This is a genomic window from Clostridium homopropionicum DSM 5847 (genome assembly GCF_001263795.1).
GTDB classification, from domain to species: Bacteria; Bacillota; Clostridia; order Clostridiales; family Clostridiaceae; genus Clostridium_H; species Clostridium_H homopropionicum.
Genome location: NZ_LHUR01000027.1, coordinates 157,974 through 175,230, shown reverse-complemented (window position 1 = coordinate 175,230; position 17,257 = coordinate 157,974). Strand labels below are relative to the sequence as shown.

General features: G+C 32.1%; 24 protein-coding genes. 21 read left to right on the top strand and 3 right to left on the bottom strand.

Annotated elements, in window-relative coordinates; all coding sequences use genetic code 11:
* Positions 1-17: 17 nt before the first annotated feature.
* Positions 18-584 (top strand): flavodoxin family protein, encoded by a 567-nt coding sequence (locus CLHOM_RS11980; protein ID WP_052221928.1) that lies wholly within the window; start codon positions 18-20, stop codon positions 582-584.
* Positions 585-647: 63 nt separating this feature from the next.
* Positions 648-986, top strand: coding sequence for a TIGR04076 family protein (locus CLHOM_RS11975; RefSeq protein WP_052221927.1), 339 nt, complete (start codon positions 648-650; stop codon positions 984-986).
* Positions 987-1,228: 242 nt separating this feature from the next.
* Here CLHOM_RS11975 and CLHOM_RS11970 read toward each other — a convergent pair whose 3' ends face one another.
* The 3 genes from CLHOM_RS11970 to CLHOM_RS11960 form a co-directional block, all read right to left on the bottom strand.
* On the bottom strand, positions 1,229-1,453 hold the full coding sequence (locus CLHOM_RS11970) for a hypothetical protein (RefSeq protein WP_052221926.1): 225 nt from the start codon (positions 1,451-1,453) through the stop codon (positions 1,229-1,231).
* A gap of 103 nt (positions 1,454-1,556) precedes the next feature.
* Positions 1,557-1,958, bottom strand: coding sequence for a cyclic nucleotide-binding domain-containing protein (locus tag CLHOM_RS11965; RefSeq protein WP_139205637.1), 402 nt, complete (start codon positions 1,956-1,958; stop codon positions 1,557-1,559).
* On the bottom strand, positions 1,913-2,152 hold the full coding sequence (locus CLHOM_RS11960) for a cyclic nucleotide-binding domain-containing protein (protein ID WP_052221924.1): 240 nt from the start codon (positions 2,150-2,152) through the stop codon (positions 1,913-1,915). Before CLHOM_RS11960 ends, CLHOM_RS11965 begins: the two co-directional genes overlap by 46 nt.
* Positions 2,153-2,231: 79 nt before the next feature.
* Between CLHOM_RS11960 and CLHOM_RS11955 the strand changes: the two genes are divergently transcribed.
* The 19 genes from CLHOM_RS11955 to CLHOM_RS11885 all read left to right on the top strand — a co-directional run bounded on the left by CLHOM_RS11955 (position 2,232) and on the right by CLHOM_RS11885 (position 17,257).
* Complete coding sequence (locus CLHOM_RS11955) at positions 2,232-2,828, top strand: DUF4386 domain-containing protein (RefSeq protein WP_052221923.1); 597 nt, start codon at positions 2,232-2,234, stop codon at positions 2,826-2,828.
* Positions 2,829-3,111: 283 nt separating this feature from the next.
* Positions 3,112-3,411 carry a group II intron maturase-specific domain-containing protein gene (locus CLHOM_RS17950; protein ID WP_278321737.1) on the top strand — a complete coding sequence of 100 codons (300 nt, stop codon included), beginning with the start codon at positions 3,112-3,114 and terminating at the stop codon, positions 3,409-3,411.
* Between the two features lie 109 nt (positions 3,412-3,520).
* Positions 3,521-3,694 carry a hypothetical protein gene (locus tag CLHOM_RS18370; RefSeq protein ID WP_161803222.1) on the top strand — a complete coding sequence of 58 codons (174 nt, stop codon included), beginning with the start codon at positions 3,521-3,523 and terminating at the stop codon, positions 3,692-3,694.
* A 1,181-nt stretch (positions 3,695-4,875) separates the two neighbouring features.
* A complete protein-coding gene (locus tag CLHOM_RS11950; RefSeq protein WP_052221922.1) occupies positions 4,876-6,003 on the top strand; it encodes a glycoside hydrolase family 25 protein in 1,128 nt (375 codons plus the stop codon).
* Between the two features lie 438 nt (positions 6,004-6,441).
* Positions 6,442-7,443: an asparaginase gene (locus CLHOM_RS11945; protein WP_052221921.1), complete on the top strand. Its 1,002-nt coding sequence runs from the start codon at positions 6,442-6,444 to the stop codon at positions 7,441-7,443.
* A 33-nt stretch (positions 7,444-7,476) separates the two neighbouring features.
* Entirely contained in the window at positions 7,477-8,601 is a 1,125-nt protein-coding gene (locus tag CLHOM_RS11940; RefSeq protein ID WP_052221920.1) for a radical SAM protein, read from the top strand.
* A gap of 8 nt (positions 8,602-8,609) precedes the next feature.
* Complete coding sequence (locus CLHOM_RS18700; RefSeq protein ID WP_341376975.1) at positions 8,610-8,762, top strand: DUF6194 family protein; 153 nt, start codon at positions 8,610-8,612, stop codon at positions 8,760-8,762.
* Between the two features lie 178 nt (positions 8,763-8,940).
* The gene (locus tag CLHOM_RS11935) at positions 8,941-9,279 is read left to right on the top strand and encodes a DUF6054 family protein (RefSeq protein WP_052221919.1); all 339 of its coding nucleotides are present in this window, start codon (positions 8,941-8,943) and stop codon (positions 9,277-9,279) included.
* Positions 9,280-9,455: 176 nt separating this feature from the next.
* Positions 9,456-9,911: an AraC family transcriptional regulator gene (locus CLHOM_RS11930; RefSeq protein ID WP_052221918.1), complete on the top strand. Its 456-nt coding sequence runs from the start codon at positions 9,456-9,458 to the stop codon at positions 9,909-9,911.
* A gap of 199 nt (positions 9,912-10,110) precedes the next feature.
* Positions 10,111-10,968, top strand: coding sequence for an AraC family transcriptional regulator (locus CLHOM_RS11925; RefSeq protein WP_052221917.1), 858 nt, complete (start codon positions 10,111-10,113; stop codon positions 10,966-10,968).
* A gap of 418 nt (positions 10,969-11,386) precedes the next feature.
* Positions 11,387-11,866 (top strand): MarR family winged helix-turn-helix transcriptional regulator, encoded by a 480-nt coding sequence (locus CLHOM_RS11920; RefSeq protein ID WP_242846774.1) that lies wholly within the window; start codon positions 11,387-11,389, stop codon positions 11,864-11,866.
* 59 nt (positions 11,867-11,925) lie between these two features.
* Positions 11,926-12,807 carry a hypothetical protein gene (locus CLHOM_RS11915; RefSeq protein WP_052221916.1) on the top strand — a complete coding sequence of 294 codons (882 nt, stop codon included), beginning with the start codon at positions 11,926-11,928 and terminating at the stop codon, positions 12,805-12,807.
* 115 nt (positions 12,808-12,922) lie between these two features.
* On the top strand, positions 12,923-13,783 hold the full coding sequence (locus CLHOM_RS11910) for a CPBP family intramembrane glutamic endopeptidase (protein WP_052221915.1): 861 nt from the start codon (positions 12,923-12,925) through the stop codon (positions 13,781-13,783).
* Positions 13,784-13,785: 2 nt separating this feature from the next.
* The gene (locus CLHOM_RS11905; protein WP_052221914.1) at positions 13,786-14,592 is read left to right on the top strand and encodes a CPBP family intramembrane glutamic endopeptidase; all 807 of its coding nucleotides are present in this window, start codon (positions 13,786-13,788) and stop codon (positions 14,590-14,592) included.
* A gap of 81 nt (positions 14,593-14,673) precedes the next feature.
* A complete protein-coding gene (gene mnmM, locus CLHOM_RS11900) occupies positions 14,674-15,252 on the top strand; it encodes a tRNA 5-(aminomethyl)-2-thiouridylate-methyltransferase MnmM (protein ID WP_175478655.1) in 579 nt (192 codons plus the stop codon).
* Positions 15,253-15,363: 111 nt separating this feature from the next.
* On the top strand, positions 15,364-15,771 hold the full coding sequence (locus CLHOM_RS11895) for a hemerythrin domain-containing protein (RefSeq protein ID WP_052221912.1): 408 nt from the start codon (positions 15,364-15,366) through the stop codon (positions 15,769-15,771).
* A 285-nt stretch (positions 15,772-16,056) separates the two neighbouring features.
* Positions 16,057-16,224, top strand: coding sequence for a hypothetical protein (locus CLHOM_RS18365; protein ID WP_161803221.1), 168 nt, complete (start codon positions 16,057-16,059; stop codon positions 16,222-16,224).
* A 20-nt stretch (positions 16,225-16,244) separates the two neighbouring features.
* Positions 16,245-16,535, top strand: coding sequence for a DUF2325 domain-containing protein (locus tag CLHOM_RS11890; protein ID WP_052221911.1), 291 nt, complete (start codon positions 16,245-16,247; stop codon positions 16,533-16,535).
* Between the two features lie 122 nt (positions 16,536-16,657).
* Positions 16,658-17,257 carry an HD-GYP domain-containing protein gene (locus CLHOM_RS11885; protein ID WP_052221910.1) on the top strand — a complete coding sequence of 200 codons (600 nt, stop codon included), beginning with the start codon at positions 16,658-16,660 and terminating at the stop codon, positions 17,255-17,257.

The window sequence follows — 17,257 nt, the reverse complement described above, 5'->3', positions numbered from 1 at the left end:
AAATATGGAGGTTACAAATGTCAGTTTTAATTATCAACGGAAGTCCAAATGAAAATGGAAATACGAGCAGAGCATTGACTGTTGTAGAAGAAGGACTGTATAAGTCCGGCATAGAGACAAAGTGGATTCATATTGGAAAAAAAGCAGTCCATGGCTGTATTGATTGTGGACATTGTAAAACAGCAAAGCGTTGTGTATTTGATGATGATCTATGTAATACATTGATAGATGCTATTCTTGAAGCGGATGGCATTATTGTGGGAAGCCCAGTTTATTTCTCAAGCGCAAATGGTGCGCTCTGTGCTTTGCTCGACAGGGTGTTTTATTCCACTTGTACATGGCATCAGATGTTTGCCGGAAAACCAGCTGCAGCAGTTGTTACTCGTTATCGTTCTGGTGGGTCTGCGACACTTGAACGCTTGCACAAATACTTTCTTTGCAGCCAAATGCCAGTTGTTTCTAGTAATGACTTTATGGCTTTCAAAGAAATATCTCATGAAGAATTAAGCGAGTATGATAGAAATATTTTAGAAACGCTTGGTGTGAATATGGCGAAGCTACTGAAAACGAGAGTTGAAGTATAGTGATAGATGTGTAGCCATTCATTAATATTCACTAATATATAGCAGTGAGATAGGAGGAAACTTATGCAACATAAATGCAAAATTACTGTATTAAGAAAAGAATGTTATACAGATTTACAAGAGCAATATTTTAAAGATCCAAAGTCAGGCTCTTGCCCGTTCTTTGAGGAAGGGCAGGAATTTATTTTGGAGCGTAACGGCGAACGTGACGACTTCTGGCATATGCTGGACGGCAAGTTTTGCTCGGAAGCCTGGGACTGTGTCAGCCGGTACGTTTATGCAGCACTTCAGGGCGGTTCGATTATGAAGAGCTGGACAAATGACGAAAAGATGATGATTGCTTGTTGCAATGACGGAACTCGTCCAGTTATATTCAAAATCGAACGTATTGACGAAGATTAAATGCTTTTATAGATGCTTATCAATTTCCCATTGAAAGCTTAAACCGCATCTATTTTACAATTATAGCTCATCGTTCCTTCTTATAGTATATATAAATTAGAAAATTCTATGACCCCCTTGCTTTAGGTGGTCTAACTTTTACGCAGAACTAAGGATATTTGCGTTTAGGTATAGGTTTTGCGGATTTGTTTATGTTGATAGAGAGGAAAACGACACCTTCTTAGTTAGTTGAGCAAGTATGGTTATAATATGATTTTAATAATACCGTATTGGTATTTTACTGTTCCATCAACATTAAATTCAAATCCAGTTTTAAAGGATTTTTGTCTTTCAAAGAGAGGATAACCTATTGAACTATGCTTAATGTGAAAAGGACTTGCATACCATAGGATTCCAGATTCATAAAATAATTTGCCAAAGATAAGATACCTAGATCCATAATAGGTTCTGGGAGCGTTGTCATTCATAATAACATCGCCACTAATCTTAATGCTATAATATTTTCATTCTGTACAAATCTTGATTCAAATCAAGGAAATATGTTCTTGTATGTTCTATAATAAAATCATATCAAAGATTTTTAATACTTTTTTTATAACGACTGAAGGTTTCAGGTGTGATATCCAGATAGCTTGCAAGAATATTCTGAGGTACTCTTTTTAGAAGTTCAGGACGATTTTTAACCAATGCAATGAATCTTTCTTCTGATGATTGCGATTTAAAACTTGCAAGATTTTTCTGTAAGTCAATGAACTGTTTTTGAAAAAATACTTTAAGCATATTGCTGAATTCTTGTTGTGTGTTTTCTAAGTCACGAGTCATAATTTCAGCACATGATACCATGATACACTCTTCAAGGCATGAGAGGCTGTACATAGAGTTACCGTCTTCATCAGCATAACTGAACATATTGATGGATTGTTCATCTATATAAAAATCAACAGTGATTTCTTTACCATGCTCATTACACACATACTGACGAACAATCCCATTAAGAGGTAATAGCTCATATCTGGCTTATCACCTTGATTTAAAAGGACAGTCCCTTTCTTATAGGTTTGTATAGGGATGCTTAGTACAAGTTCTGAAATGGCTTCAACGTTTAAATCAGTCAATTCTTTTAGAGTCGCAACAATCATTAATCTGCATTTTTCGATTTTATTCATTGTAGACCACCTTTTTACAAAAATCTTTGATTTCACAATATTATAACATAGTTTTTATCATTGTTGAAGGGAGCGTTTAATGAACATGGAAAAACATTATAGAGGTTATGAAAGAATTATTGGGTTCTGTTTCTTATTAGCCACAGTCACCTATGCAGTAGGCAATCAAATGATTGAAAATGGGGTATATGATAATGTAGAAATAGCATCCATAAGACTCGGTATCGGGTTTGAATTGATGAATAGTTTTGCAGTAGTTGTTATTGGTTGGTTGAGTTTTATTGTTTTAAAATCTTATAATAAAACAATTATAAGAGGGTATATGATTTCAAGGCTTATAGAAGGTTTTTTATTAGCGATTGTACTAATATCTCAAACCAATATTCAAGCAATTCTGAAGCTCAGAGAACTATGCTTTTCACTAGCTATGTTATCTCTAGGGGGATATAGTATTTATTATTGTTGGTATTTGCTGCAGAAAAGTTTAGCGCCAAAATGGATGATGGGACTAGGGATTTTAGGTTATGTCTGCTTATTTGTATATTCTGTTTTATTGTTTATATCACAACCTGCGCCAATGTGGCTTTTTGCGCCAGGAGGACTATATGAATTGATTTTCCCTATTTACTTGATTGTAAAAGGGTTTAATCGTAAGTTCAATAATAGCATGAATTAGGATTATGGAGCAAAAATTAAAAATAGCTATGATTATCGCTCATACAACGATTAAGGAAATAATTAAATATATACACCGTTTCATAAACCTTATAATTTTCTAAGAAGACCCTGGTAACTTGTATATGAAATCATGGCATTGGTTCAAATCTTACGGTTGCTTTTAGCCATTTTGCAGTTTATCTATACAGTAGTATGACCGTTGCAGGACAATTGAATCGAGGGAACTGGTTTACAAACAATTTTAGTAACAGAATGGAGTACAGAGATAGCGATAATAAACTATAGGATGGCTTAATTATTTTGGAATAGCTAATATAGCAAAGCTAACAAAAGAGCTAGATGAATGGACTAGACGCAGACTTAAAATGTGCTTTTGGAAACAGTGGAAGAAGATTAAAACCAAGCACGATAACCTAAAGAAGCTTGAAATTAAAGAAAGCAAAGCGTGGGAATTTGCTAACACAAGAAAAAGCTATTGGCGAATAGCCAACAGCCCCATACTTGCGACAACACTGACGAATTCTTATTTTGAGAAAATAGGATATACAAGTATTCATAAAAGGTATAAGCAAGTACATTAATTCTTGTTGAACCGCCGTATACCGAACGATACGTACGGTGGTGTGAGAGGTCGGTAGATAAAATAATTATCTACCTCGATTTTAAAAATAAATAGAGAGGAGATCTACAATGGAATTTAAAGAAAGTATAACTTACAGCAAAGATTTAATAAATAAAAGTAAAAATAGGATATCAGCAGTTTTTTCTAATTTAGCATTTCTTGATAGATATTATTATCCAATGCTTGAAAATAATTTAGGATTCTTACTTAAGGAAAGTAATGTAATGATGTTCTTAGTATAGGAAGAGCAGTAGCAGAAGAGGTAAGAAGGCATGGAGTTACAGTTGATGAAATAAGGACTCCAGATGCTACAGTAAGTCTTAGTAATAGAAGTGGTTTTGAAAGAAGAGGTTTACTTATTTCTAGAATTATTTTAGAAAAATATTTACGAATATACTGATTTAAATTACAATATCAGTATATTCGTAAAGGTGATGCAAGTGGATTACTTTGAGAAATTAGAAAATTTAATTAATCAAAACAATGGGTATGGATGCTTTATACAGCCAGAAGGGACTATCAAGGTGTATGCGGAATTCTTAAGAGATATAAAAAGATAGTAGGTATAAAAATCGGGAAGAGGTAGTTAATGAGCTAATTGCCTTGTATAGAAAAAGACCAGCTTTTGTAGATGAATTGAGTAAAATAAAAAAATAATGTTTGAAAGGAGCTATAGCAGCTTCTTTTTTTTATTATATTTGGTTTTTTTGACATATATTCTTATATGATTGGTGGCAGAACGGAAGATTTGATCTGTCAGCTGACAAACGTTTTAGCTATGCGTTACTAGAAATGCCTAAATAATTCAACATATCTATGAAATAAACCCGACGTTTACCACTGAGTTCTTTCTTCTTTGCAACATCATTTGTATAAATAGTTTCTGGTATATAACCAATTATTTAGAAAAGCAACCATATAAAATAATTAGCCATAAAAATTAACAAATATGTTGAAAAATTAAATAATATGGTTTAATATGTAAATATATTATTAATAAATTGGTATTAGTAATTTAAATAAGGGTGAGAAGATGACGGTTATTGGGAAATTTGTCTCTTCAAAGCATATAGAGACGATAGTGTTGATACAAAGAGGTTACTTTTATAGATATTGTTACAGACTGTAGCGTCCACTTATATCTTTTTAAAATTTTATAGCATTAAAAGTGCTATATAAATTTATATAACAAAGCTAATTTAAAATTAGCTGGCAATTTTATGGACAACCTTTGGTTACGGTGACGAGAACGTACATTCATAACAAAGGGGGTGTAAAATAATAAAAAAGATATTTAAATTTACAGCTTTGTGTTTTTAATGCTGATAGAGTTAGTTATATCGGCATGATTAGTGTACAAGCATTTTATGATGGTAAATAAGGATATGAAAATTAATTTTATTTTATGAAAGAGGGGGAAAAAATGTATAAAAGAAATCGTTTAAGTGTAATAAAAAAAGTAATGGCAATATTTCTAATTTGTTGCTGTATATTAACAGTTTCTGGGTATAAGACTTATGCTACAACTCCTAAAGTAGGAATTGATGTAAGTAACCATAATGGTGTTATTAACTGGGATCAAGTAAAGGCATCTGGGATAAGTTATGCAATTTTACGAGTTGGCTTTGGTGATAACTATACTAGCCAGGATGATACTCAATTTGCAAATAATGTAGCAGGTTGTATAGCTAATAATATACCATATGCAGTATATTTGTATAGTTATGCTACAAATTTAACTGGATCATCTGCAAGTATTGATAGTGAAATAGCTCATGTAAAGAGACTGATTAGTGGAAAAAATCCGTTTGCTGTTTATATAGATATGGAAGATAGCTCAACTGTATATTTAGGAAAAACTACATTAACTAGTTTTGCTACTAGATTTTGTGATTCAATGATAGCATCTGGTTATAAGGCGGGAGTTTATGCCAATACATATTGGTTCAATAATAACTTAGATGCAACAACATTATTTAACAAAGGCTATTCAATTTGGGTAGCAGAATATAATACTACTTGTAATTATACTAAAACTCCATATGATATGTGGCAATATACATCAAGTGGAAGTGTTCCAGGTATTAGCACATCAGTAGATAAGAATTATATGTATAACGATATTACAAATGGAGGATCAAGTAATCAAGGCACTATAGATGTAACATACCAAACCTATGATGATGTTAATAATACATGGTTACCTAATGTGGTAAATACATCAGATTATGCAGGAATATTTGGACACGATGTTACTGGTGTATACGCTAATTTATCAAGTGGAAATATATATTACAAAGTGCATGTTAAAGGCGGAAGCTGGTTACCTGAAGTAGCAAACAGAAGTGATTACGCAGGTATATTGACATCACCTATTGACGGGTTAATGGTTAAAACTGATACTGGAAAAACTATCCATTACAGAGTTCACTTAAGAACAACTGGTGCATGGCTACCATATGTAACTGGATACAATACAGCTGATAGTAATAATGGTTATGCAGGTATTTATGGCAATGAAATAGATGCAATACAAATGTATTTAGACTAAATTCATATAACACATAAAACTTATTAAATACCACTTTCTTGATGTGAATTAGATATGAACATTCTCATCGGGAAGGTGGTTTTTATATGGCTATTGCAATCTGTTATATGTTTTAGTTCAAAGAGTGTGCTTTTATGTGGGTTCTATTTTCTATGTGGAGCATATAGTTTTAGGTACAAGAGAATTTAAACTTAAATGCTTGACTGTTTAAGTTTACAGAGCAAAAACTAGATTAATATATCAAAATTTTGATATAATATTGATACATTAATCAAGAGGTGTATTTTATATTGTAAATGAGGAGAGTAAAACAGTTACCATTATTAGAATATTATATAGTAGAAGAGATTGGCTAAATCTAATATAAATAAAATAGCTTTAATTTAGAGACAAGAATATATAACAATCATAGAATTGTGTAGGAGGATTTCAGCATTAATGAAAAATATACTTTTACTGACTACTGGAGGAACAATTGCATGTGTTGAAACAGATAAAGGTCTAAGCCCTAGACTTGATGGACAGTGGCTTATTAACAAAATTCCAGAAATTAAAACTTTATGTAATGTTTCCGTAAAACAAGTATTAAATATTGACAGTTCTAATATTTCCTCTGCCGACTGGACTCTTATATCAAATGCAATTTATGAAGGAATACAAAAATATGATGGAATAGTTATAACACATGGAACAGATACTATGGCATATACTACATCAATAATATCATATGTACTTCAAAATCTAAATAAACCTGTTGTTTTTACAGGTTCTCAAGTACCTATAACTCATGAATTAAGTGATGGAACAAAAAATTTACTTGATGCTTTTAAAGTTGCTACATCACAATTAAAAGGAGTTTGCCTTGTGTTTAATGGAAAAATAATTCGTGGTACAAGAGCAATTAAAATACATTCCTCAAATACGGATGCATTTGTGAGTTGCAATGATTCATATTTAGGTAAAATAATTTCTGGAAAAGTTTATTTAGAAAATATAGAAAAAATCGAGAAAAATACTATTGAATTTTATCCTAATATTTGTGATAAAGTCTTTTTATTAAAGCTTACGCCTGGAATTAGTGACTCAATTGTGGATTATATAATAAGCCAATCCTATAAAGGAGTTGTTATTGAAGCTTTTGGTCTTGGTGGTATTCCTTCTAAATATAACGATTTATTAGAAAAACTGCAAAATATGACAAGTAAGCATAAAATTCCTGTTATTGTTGTAAGTCAATGTGTTTATGATGGAACAGATCTAAATGTTTATAATGTTGGTGTAAAAGCTCTTGAATCTGGATTAATTTCCGGAAAAGATATGACTACTGAGGCAACTGTTACAAAGCTCATGTGGGCTTTAGGTCAAACATCTGTTTATAAAGAAATAAAAAAAATTATGCACAAAAACATATGTGGTGAAATAAATGCAGCAATAAGTTAATTTTCTAGAAGATTAATTAGAGGAGGATACATTATGAAAATTTCAAAGAAAGATGCGCTGATATGGTTTGAATTTTTTTCAATATTACCAGAGGATGAGGAACCAATGATAAAACAACAAGAAATTATTTACTCTACCTTTGCTCAAATTGAGGTAGCGATTGAAAATAGAAATGATACGTTAATGTCGGAAATTAGAGGCTTGAAAACCTTGGAGAGTAGAACTTTTTTTGTGGGAAATGAAAGTAAATTCTCAAAAGGATGTGCTTCATGTCTGTTGGGTACTGGTTTGAGTGCAATTAGGAAAACAAACAAATGTAACATAGAGTGTAAGTTCTGTTACAATTATGGGGAACTAGAATATATTCCGCCAGTTGGCGAAGGTATGTGGGAAATCGGAGGCACAAAATTTTATGAGAAGGATATTGATTTACTTCTCTCCATCCATCAGAAACCCACTGGCATTTCATACGTTTATTTAGAGCCATTTATGGAAATTGAAAAATACTATTCGGTTATAAAGAAATTTAGTGAAGCTCAAATTCATCAACATCTATATACAAATGGCACTTTAGCTACAGAAGAGACATTGAAAGCATTAGGTGAAGCCGGTCTTAACGAGATATGTTTCAACTTGGGTGCTTCTAATTGTTCAGATAAAGTTATTGAAAATATTAGAATAGCGAAAAAATATATTAAAAATGTAGGTATTGAAACTCCAATGACTCCTGAATTTTTCGAAGCATTTTTTAAGAAAAAGCAAGCGATCTTAGAGACAAAACTCGATTTTATCAATTGTGCAGAATTACATTTAAATGAGAATAATATAGACAATTATTATGGGGAAAACATGTATATTGCAAGGCACGGCTATATATCTCCAATTTGGAGTAGGGAATTAACTCTTAAATTCATGAAAATAGCCGATGAAGAAAAGTGGGATTTAGCAGTTCATGATTGCTCAAACTATACAAAATTTGCCAGAGATTTAAATTTGAGCAGCAAAGAGGGTAAGTGGTTCGGAGCCAGTAATTATGCCTGTGAGTTTTCAAGGATTCCATATGAAGTATTTTTACCAATACTACGTGATGAAAATTTCAAATTTTTAAGTGAAGAAGAATTACCTGATGGCTATAAACCAGGAGAACTGATTTTTTAGATAAAAATATATTACTTGATACGATTTTACCCTATCCTGTATATGCTTGGATGGGGTGGATCAGCATACCTAACCCATCAGAGGATACCTTTGTGCAATTAAAACCACTTATTGACGAATCGTATGAGTTTGCCAAGGAAAAATTCCTGAAGAGAAAATGAGAATTTTCAACCACTATTTCTTACTGTCTTAAAATAGAAAGGAATAGCTTTTCTGTTTAGGGATAAATTTGTTTATATTACTAAAATTTGATGGTATACTAGAATAAGTAATTATAAGATTTTACCAAATAAACAAAATATATTAAAAAGATTTTATTAGAATTATTGGGGGGTTACCATGGCAAAATATGAAAAAACAATGACTGGCAACTTTGAGGAAGTGCTCAAACATTTACAAAATGATATTAGTAATAGTGGGATAACTATGAACTTAGTAGATGAAAGCAATTATAGTAGCGGAGATACTAAAATTGCAGTCAGAGTGTATGATAAGTATTTTATGCGAAATGGAAACAGAGCAAGTTTAAGTTTGACTATAGTTGCGCATGAAAGCGATATTTTTATTTCCGCAATCGGTGCTGGTGGTGGACAAGGAATTATTTTTAACTTCAGTCTAGGTGCAGAAGATGATATGGTATCGATAGTAAGAGATAGCATAAGACGAATGGAAGAATAAAGCAAGATTTACAAGATATAAATAAAATAACTTACAGGGAAACTTGAACCCCTGTTTTTTTCTTGTGTAAAAATACTATAGAATTTACTTTAAAAAATGAGTTGAAATACATTTTAAAGCATTATATGATGAATTCAGGCATCGATGTACTATATTAAAAAGAAGGTAAGTAAGTTATGGATGGAAATATTGAAATGATAGAATCATATAAAATTGCTTATATACGAAGAACAGGTTCTTACGGTTCAGAGAATGCGCAAATAATGGAACAATTAAAAAGCTTGGCTAGAGAAAATAACTTATTTAATGAAAGTTCAATTATATTAGGAATAGCACAAGATAACCCGGAGTTCACAGAACCTAAAGATTGTCGGTATGATACATGTTTAGTTGTTTCGGATGAATTTAAGATTGATAATAAGTATATTAATTTTGTAAAAACTATCGGTGGGAAATATTGCGTATTTAAAATAAGTCATACTGTAGATGCTATGAAAAAAGCATGGATGGAGATATTTTCGGAGTTATCAAAAAGAAATTATGAATTTGATAATAGAAGGCCTATTATTGAACGCTATGCAATGCAGATGATAAATAAGCATTATTGTGAAATCTGCGTACCAATATTATAAAAGAATATTAACTATAATTATGAACTATGCAAAAGAACAATTGAATGTGTTAAAGCATTAGTTACGAAAGCATATTGATTAATACCTATGTTCTTAAGTCTCTCATGTGAACTTTAAGACAAGACAAAACAGAACACAAAAGGTCGGGAACAACCGCTTAAAAAGAGATAAGATATATGTACAGACAGGGGGGATGATTATGGAGTGGATTGAAGGAATTAGTGAAGCTATCAACTATATTGAAGAGAATATCACTGAAGAAATCGAAATAGAAAATATTGCAAAAAAAGTATTTATGTCTACGTTCTATTTCCAAAAAGGCTTTGCGATGCTTTGTGGTTTTACGGTGGGGGAGTACATCAGACAACGCAGGCTTACCCTTGCCGGCAGTGAGCTTGTTTCCACTGATGAAAAAATCATTCATATTGCACTGAAATATGGCTACGACTCACCGGATAGTTTCACAAAAGCTTTTACTCGATTTCATGGGGTCACTCCTACTGCTGTTCGAAAAGATGGAGCAATGATTAAATCATTTGCTCCGCTGAAAGTCAAATTTTCATTGGAAGGTGGTTATATTATGGATTACAAAATTGTTGAAAAAGATTCGTTTACTGTCATGGGCGTATCAAATGTGTTTAAATATGATAGTGCACCTATTGAAATTCCACAGTTTTGGACAGAACATTATGAAAAAGGAAAGGGCAAATTTGTATGTGGAATGTACGGAGTATGCATAGATGAGAGCATGGGTTCAGATGAGTTTGAATATTTGATTGCAGACAATTATAATCCGTCTATAGAAATACCTAATGGTTTTGTTACAAAGATTATTCCTAAACACACGTGGGCTGTTTTTGCTTGCAAGGGCGCAATGCCGAAATCTCTGCAAGATGTGAACACAAAAATCTTCTCAGAATGGCTGCCTAATTGCAAGGATTATGAAATTGCAGCAGGTTACAATATTGAAGTGTACACCAATACTGCTGATTATCCACAAGGTAATCAAGATGAAAACTACTACAGCGAAATTTGGATTCCTGTTAAGAAAAAATAGCTATGTAAAAGTCAATAGCAAAATGTATTTTTATGGCAATTTGAAAATGCTGTTTTTGGGCAATCAAGTTGCCGTATTGTTTTTGATGAATGTATTATTTTTACTTGCTAGAAGCCCTGTAGTTAAATCTGCCTTTATATAATTTATAACTTACTTAACACCAGTCGAATTAATAAATAATTTAACGATAAAAAATTAAAGGAATATAGTATATTTTACAGAAATAATAAGTGTTTTAATGTATTTATAAAAAAATAGAGTACAATTAAACATTTTTATTTCTAAAGCGAGGTATACCCGTTGGTATTGTTGATGTAGATGGATATATTTAAAAAAGATTGACAACACCATATAAAAGGTAATATATTATATATAAAGGTAATGCATTACCTAAATTTGGGTCATTGGTGGTGATTATTTGAAAACAGAACTAATGGAGGATAAACAGTATATTTTTGGTGCGATATTAACTATTGCCAACAGAATGGACACCTTGCTTGAAAGAGAACTTAAAGAATTCGGTATCACAACTAAGCAATGGTTCTTGTCAATGATTATAGACTACTTATTTGAAAAACCTCCAACAATGAAGGAGGTAGCAAAAGAAATAGGAAGCTCCCATCAGAATGTTAAACAGGTTGCTTTGAAGCTTCAGGAGAAGGGTTTGCTTACTTTGGAAAAAGACAAAAAGGATGCAAGGGTTACTAGGCTTAAGATGACAGAGCAAAGCTATAAGTTTTGGGAAAAGACACAGCCTAGGGCAGTTGAATTCACTGAAAATGTCTTTAAGGATATTGAAAAGGAAGATTTGGCAAGAGCCAGCGTGGTACTGGAGAAAATGCTTTTAAATCTAACTGAAATGAAAAATAGAAATGAGGAAAGGATTGATCAAGCATGAAACACTTGATTGTTTATGCCGGAAGATGATCAATAATCTGTGAAAGCGGGGTATAGATTATGTGGAAATTCAAAAGGACAGTAAGTCTTCTTGTCATATGCGTTACTATATTGGCTCTAGTAGCTTGCCTTGTCGGGTTGTTTTCAACTGATGGTAGTGGACAGTATGAATTTAAATCAATCAACGGTGAAACAGTAAAAATATATGGGAAGGGATTGTATAAAAATGATTCGGTATCTGTTGCCTCCCAAGGCATTGCTTCGGATTTCGTAACATTGATAATTGGTATTCCAATGCTTTTAATCTCACTATATTTTTCGAACAGAAATTCCTTTAGAGCAAAGATTTTATTAACGGGAACATTAGGATATTTTCTTTACACTTACATGTCTTATGTATTTTTGTGGATGTATAACAGATTATTTATTGTTTATGTTATTCTGATGGCTTTAAGTTTATATGCATTCATTCTGTTAATGATGTCATTTGATATAGAAAAAATTAGTACTCATTTCAAGAAGAAATTGCCTGTTAGGCTTTTAGGCGGTTTTCAGATTTTCATTGCTTGTGCCATTGGTCTTCTTTGGTTAGGTAAAATTGCAACATCTATTTTTGAAGGAGCGGTTCCTGTGGGACTGGAACACTATACTACGCTTGTAATTCAAGGTATGGATCTTGGAATAGTTGTTCCAACAGCTTTATTATCCGGAATATTACTAATTAGTCGTAAACCGTTTGGTTACCTGTTATCTTCAGTAATTATTATAAAAGGAATAACCATGCTGACAGCTATTTCTGCAATGATAATTAATATGGCTTTACACAGTGTTGAGATGAATCTAGCTGAAGTTATTATTTTTCCTTTGTTTAATCTTCTGGCAATAATTAGCTTAGTACTATTAATGAAAAATATCTCTGAAAATCCATTATCAAAAAAGTAAAAACATGAAATACTGCCCATGCAGGAAATCAAAACAGATACCGGCCGGTATGTAGACCGGGCAGATGGTAATCTTTGATATAGAGAAAATATAATGATTTGAAGGTGATGAATAAATGGAAAAAGCTGAAAAAGATTTGGTATGGTTTGTTTTATTGGCCTATATGATTTCTTGGATTCTTTGGCTCCCCCCAGTATTGATGTCACTAGATATCCTCCACTTTCGTAGCTTCTTCGAGTTTTGGTGTAAATTAGGAACTTTTGGGCCTTTGGCAGCCAGTCTAATAATGACTGCAGTATATAGCGGAAGAAACGGTGTTATAGTTTTATTTAAAAGATTATTTTATCTAAGGTTTAAAGCAATTTGGCATGCCTATGCATTCCTACTGATGCCTTGCATCTTACTGGTTTCCTATTGGGCAGCACAGATATTATACGGACTGGAGTTCAAGTCACTCCTTCTTCCTTTCATCCTCCCGCATATTTGGCCAATTATTCCAATCCTATTAATATTTATCTTTCTACAGGGGCCGTTCGGAGAGGAATTAGGCTGGAGAGGGTATGCCCTGGATCGACTGCTGCAAAAGCTAAACCCTTTAACATCAAGCATTATTTTAGGGATTGTATGGACTTTTTGGCATCTGCCTCTCTATTTGATTGAGGGGACGACCCAATATTCTTTGGTGCAAGCATTTGGAATATGGATTGGTTTCGTTGGATTTTTCGTTTACACGGTACTTTTAAGCATCTTACTAACATTTCTCTACATGAATACGGACGGCAGCATAGGGTCTGTCATCATGTTTCATGCAACAGCCAATTTTTCCCATGGATTGATTACGATTCTCATTACCCCACTTGGCGGGGCTTGCATACTCATGACAATGTTTATTGTATGTCTCATATTCCTTATGTTGAAAAGAAATGTATTCTTTAACGTTCAACTTTTCGAGATGAAAGAAAAGGAGTGCATATAAATATGATATCAACTTCAAAAAAACACTGGATATTTTTCCTCATAACCTTTTCCTGGTCCTGGATACTTTTGCTTATTCCGATTATCTTGGGTTTAAGTTATAAGGAACCCGTAACCCAAATATTCTTTTTTACAGCTGGAGCATCTCCGTCCATCATAGGGATTATAATGGCGGGACAAAGCACAAATAAAGCGTATTGGAAAGATTTTTGGCGGCGAATTTTCAATTTCAGACAGATAAGCGGAAAATGGTATGTGTTTATCTTCGGTATTATTCCCGTAACAAGCGGTATAGCAATACTCCTGAATTTCTTGTATGATGGTACTTTGCCGGATTTTAACACAATCCAATATTATCTGCTAAATCCGCTTCAATTACTTCCATTTGCTGTATTCATGCTGGTCTTCGGCCCAATCGCCGAAGAGATCGGCTGGAGAGGTTATGCCCTGGATCATCTGGAAAAAAAGCATGGTTGGATTTCCTCCAGCATGATTTTGGGTTTTTTTTGGTCGATATGGCACCTCCCAATGTTTTTTATTCAAGGTACCTACCAGAATGATTTACTGAACCAGTCAATATTTTTATTTATCGATTTCTATGTGGCTATTTTTGCAGCCAGTGTTATTATGGACTGGGTTTACAACCATAACGGGAAAAGTATTTTAGCAGGTATTTTGGTGCATTTTTGTATCAATTTTTTCGGAGAACTCTTCGAACTCCCCGAAAGAACAATGTATTTAAGAACAGTGACTCAGATTGCTGTGGCGGTATTGATTATCAAACATTATATAATGAAGGAGATAACGTGAAAACATATTTTAGAACCTTTTGTAAAATCATTAGAAATGTTGATACAATATCATATAGAATAGGGGGATTGCTGCCATATTATGAAAAATATATTTATGAATGCTGTTGAAATATCGAAAAAAATATGTGAATTAAAATTGAAAGATGGAGACATTGCTGTAGATTGTACTATGGGAAATGGAAATGATACAGCATTTTTATGTAGCTTAGTTGGAGAAAATAGCAAGGTTTATGCCTTTGATATTCAGGAAAGTGCAATTATAAATACCAGAAATAAGCTTTTAAAATTAAATTTTCTTGACAGGGCAGAGCTAATACTTGATGGACATGAAAATATTGATAAATATGTAAAGCAAAAGGTAAAACTAATTATATTCAATTTAGGATATTTACCTAAAGGAAACCATGAAATTACTACAGAGAAAGAAACTACAGTAGAAGCAGTAAAAAAGTGTTTAGATATACTTGATATAAATGGCATTATTTTATTGGTAATATATCCTGGGCATGAAAAGGGAAAAGAAGAAAAGGCAGCACTTGAAGAGCTTACTTCAGGCTTAAATCAAAAAGAATATAATGTGGTGAAGCTTAGCTTTACAAATCAAATAAATAATCCACCAGAACTTATTTGTATTGAGAGGGCTTCTACTAAGCGATAAATTAGTTACTATGAACCAATATTATTATAATTGGTAACATAAGCTACGGAAATTCAGAATTTCATGTGCTAATATAGTAGAAAATAAAGGAAAAAACAAGGAGAGATAATTATGGATATTTCAAATTTAAAAAGACAGCATAATGAGGTTATGAATTTAGCAAATTATATATTGAATAATATTACAAGTTCTACTGTAGAACAAAATTTAGATCAAATTGTTAAAAATATAAATACTATCACTGGGAAATTAAAAATACATTTGTTGAATGAAGATAAGTATTTATATCCTTTTCTATCAAGCAGCCCAGATACAACACTAAATGCATTCGGTGTAAAATACAGCGAAGAAATGAAGGAAGTTTCAAAAGCATACGAAGATTATAAATCAAAATATAATACAGTTAATAAAGTCAAACAGAATATTGTAGAATTTAATAAAGATACAGAAAAAATTTTTGAGGCCTTATCAAGTAGAATAGATAGAGAAGAAAAAGAATTATATCCATTATTAGGTTAAAAAATTTGTAAAAAAGAATGATATTTACACAGTATGATATATTATAGAAAATCACTAACAGGGAATTTATACCCCTGCTTTTTTTATTGCTTAAAAAATTTGACAAGATTTTTCTATATGGGAGAAGTATTAATATTTTCGAGAAAATTAGGAATTATCACAGACAAAACTTTCTTGGAAAATTAGATAAAAATTTATTGACAAAAAAAAGAAAAAACTATATAATGATAATGAAATTCATTATCATTTAGATATTAAGAATATAAATCAAAAGGAGATAAGTATATGCCATTATCTATGTTAATTAATCAACTTGGAACTATAGTGGTTTATGGCAAATTAGCAACTGGGTTTATTCCGTCAGTGCTTATATCAGTTTTGTTAGTGATATTTTTAGTATATTCGTTGAGAAAAAACACTAAAACTTCAGTGTCAAATACATCATTAACATAAATAATGAATGGAGGGTAAGTATGAGTATTGTTTTAGTAGGTGGACATGAAAGAATGCAAGATGAGTATAAGTCTATAGCAGATAAGCATGGTCATAGAATAAAGGTGTTTACACAAATGCCAGCAAGGTTTAATAAGATTATAGGGGCACCAGATGCAATAATTTTATTAACAAGTACAGTATCTCATAAGATGGTACTTACAGCAGTGAAAGAAGCTAAAAGAAAAAGAATACATGTAGTCAGATGCCATACAAGCAGCGGTAGTTCTCTTGAAGAAACCTTAAAGCAGTTAGAAGTTGAAGTATGTTAAACGTAAAAGTGGCTTTGGCTTGGCATGAATTATTATTATTTAATAAGGTGGTTTTATGAATGCAAACTATATAATTGGGGGTATATTTTTTATTAGAATTAATTGTGTAAAAGGAAATAATTATGAGAAGTGTAAATTTATATAAGTATGAAGAAAACAAGTTTTATCATGATATTATTGAAAGCTTAGTTGCAGCCTTGGAAGCAAAAGATTACTATACTAAAGGTCATTCTGATAGAGTTGCAGATATGAGTTATTCCTTAGGAAAGGGGTTAGGATATAGGGGGATGGAACTAGAAGAAATTCATATTGCTGCTCACTTACATGATATTGGAAAAATTGGCATACCTGATATCATATTAAATAAAGAAGGAAAATTATCATCTCAAGAATATGAATGTGTAAAAATGCACTCAACTATAGGATACGAAATATTATGCAAATCAAAGTACCTAAAAACAATAAGTGAAATTGTCCTTTATCACCATGAAAGATGGGATGGTCAGGGATATCCAAAGGGTATAGCAAAAGATGAAATACCCTTTGGATCTAGGATAATTGCGGTGTGTGATTCAATAGATGCTATGACATCTAATAGACCTTACAGAAAGTCTCTAAGCTTTGAAGAAAGTATAAATGAGATAATAAGAAATAAAAGCAAAATGTATGATCCAATTATAGTTGAGTTTATAAGAAAAAATGTTGATATTTTAAAAATTTAG

Bases quoted from the DNA above. Each gene is read 5' to 3' on its own strand.
- CLHOM_RS18370 (WP_161803222.1), top strand. From the start codon at position 3,521: ATGGAATTTAAAGAAAGTATAACTTACAGCAAAGATTTAATAAATAAA.
- CLHOM_RS11905 (WP_052221914.1), top strand. From the start codon at position 13,786: ATGATATCAACTTCAAAAAAACACTGGATATTTTTCCTCATAACCTTT.
- CLHOM_RS11950 (WP_052221922.1), top strand. From the start codon at position 4,876: ATGTATAAAAGAAATCGTTTAAGTGTAATAAAAAAAGTAATGGCAATA.
- CLHOM_RS11925 (WP_052221917.1), top strand. From the start codon at position 10,111: ATGGAGTGGATTGAAGGAATTAGTGAAGCTATCAACTATATTGAAGAG.
- CLHOM_RS11980 (WP_052221928.1), top strand. From the start codon at position 18: ATGTCAGTTTTAATTATCAACGGAAGTCCAAATGAAAATGGAAATACG.
- CLHOM_RS11940 (WP_052221920.1), top strand. From the start codon at position 7,477: ATGAAAATTTCAAAGAAAGATGCGCTGATATGGTTTGAATTTTTTTCA.
- CLHOM_RS11890 (WP_052221911.1), top strand. From the start codon at position 16,245: ATGAGTATTGTTTTAGTAGGTGGACATGAAAGAATGCAAGATGAGTAT.
- CLHOM_RS11910 (WP_052221915.1), top strand. From the start codon at position 12,923: ATGGAAAAAGCTGAAAAAGATTTGGTATGGTTTGTTTTATTGGCCTAT.
- CLHOM_RS11960 (WP_052221924.1), bottom strand. From the start codon at position 2,152: ATGAATAAAATCGAAAAATGCAGATTAATGATTGTTGCGACTCTAAAA.
- CLHOM_RS11915 (WP_052221916.1), top strand. From the start codon at position 11,926: ATGTGGAAATTCAAAAGGACAGTAAGTCTTCTTGTCATATGCGTTACT.
- CLHOM_RS11930 (WP_052221918.1), top strand. From the start codon at position 9,456: ATGGATGGAAATATTGAAATGATAGAATCATATAAAATTGCTTATATA.
- mnmM (WP_175478655.1), top strand. From the start codon at position 14,674: ATGAAAAATATATTTATGAATGCTGTTGAAATATCGAAAAAAATATGT.
- CLHOM_RS11945 (WP_052221921.1), top strand. From the start codon at position 6,442: ATGAAAAATATACTTTTACTGACTACTGGAGGAACAATTGCATGTGTT.
- CLHOM_RS11975 (WP_052221927.1), top strand. From the start codon at position 648: ATGCAACATAAATGCAAAATTACTGTATTAAGAAAAGAATGTTATACA.
- CLHOM_RS11970 (WP_052221926.1), bottom strand. From the start codon at position 1,453: ATGAATGACAACGCTCCCAGAACCTATTATGGATCTAGGTATCTTATC.
- CLHOM_RS18365 (WP_161803221.1), top strand. From the start codon at position 16,057: ATGCCATTATCTATGTTAATTAATCAACTTGGAACTATAGTGGTTTAT.
- CLHOM_RS11895 (WP_052221912.1), top strand. From the start codon at position 15,364: ATGGATATTTCAAATTTAAAAAGACAGCATAATGAGGTTATGAATTTA.
- CLHOM_RS11935 (WP_052221919.1), top strand. From the start codon at position 8,941: ATGGCAAAATATGAAAAAACAATGACTGGCAACTTTGAGGAAGTGCTC.
- CLHOM_RS11885 (WP_052221910.1), top strand. From the start codon at position 16,658: ATGAGAAGTGTAAATTTATATAAGTATGAAGAAAACAAGTTTTATCAT.
- CLHOM_RS11955 (WP_052221923.1), top strand. From the start codon at position 2,232: ATGAACATGGAAAAACATTATAGAGGTTATGAAAGAATTATTGGGTTC.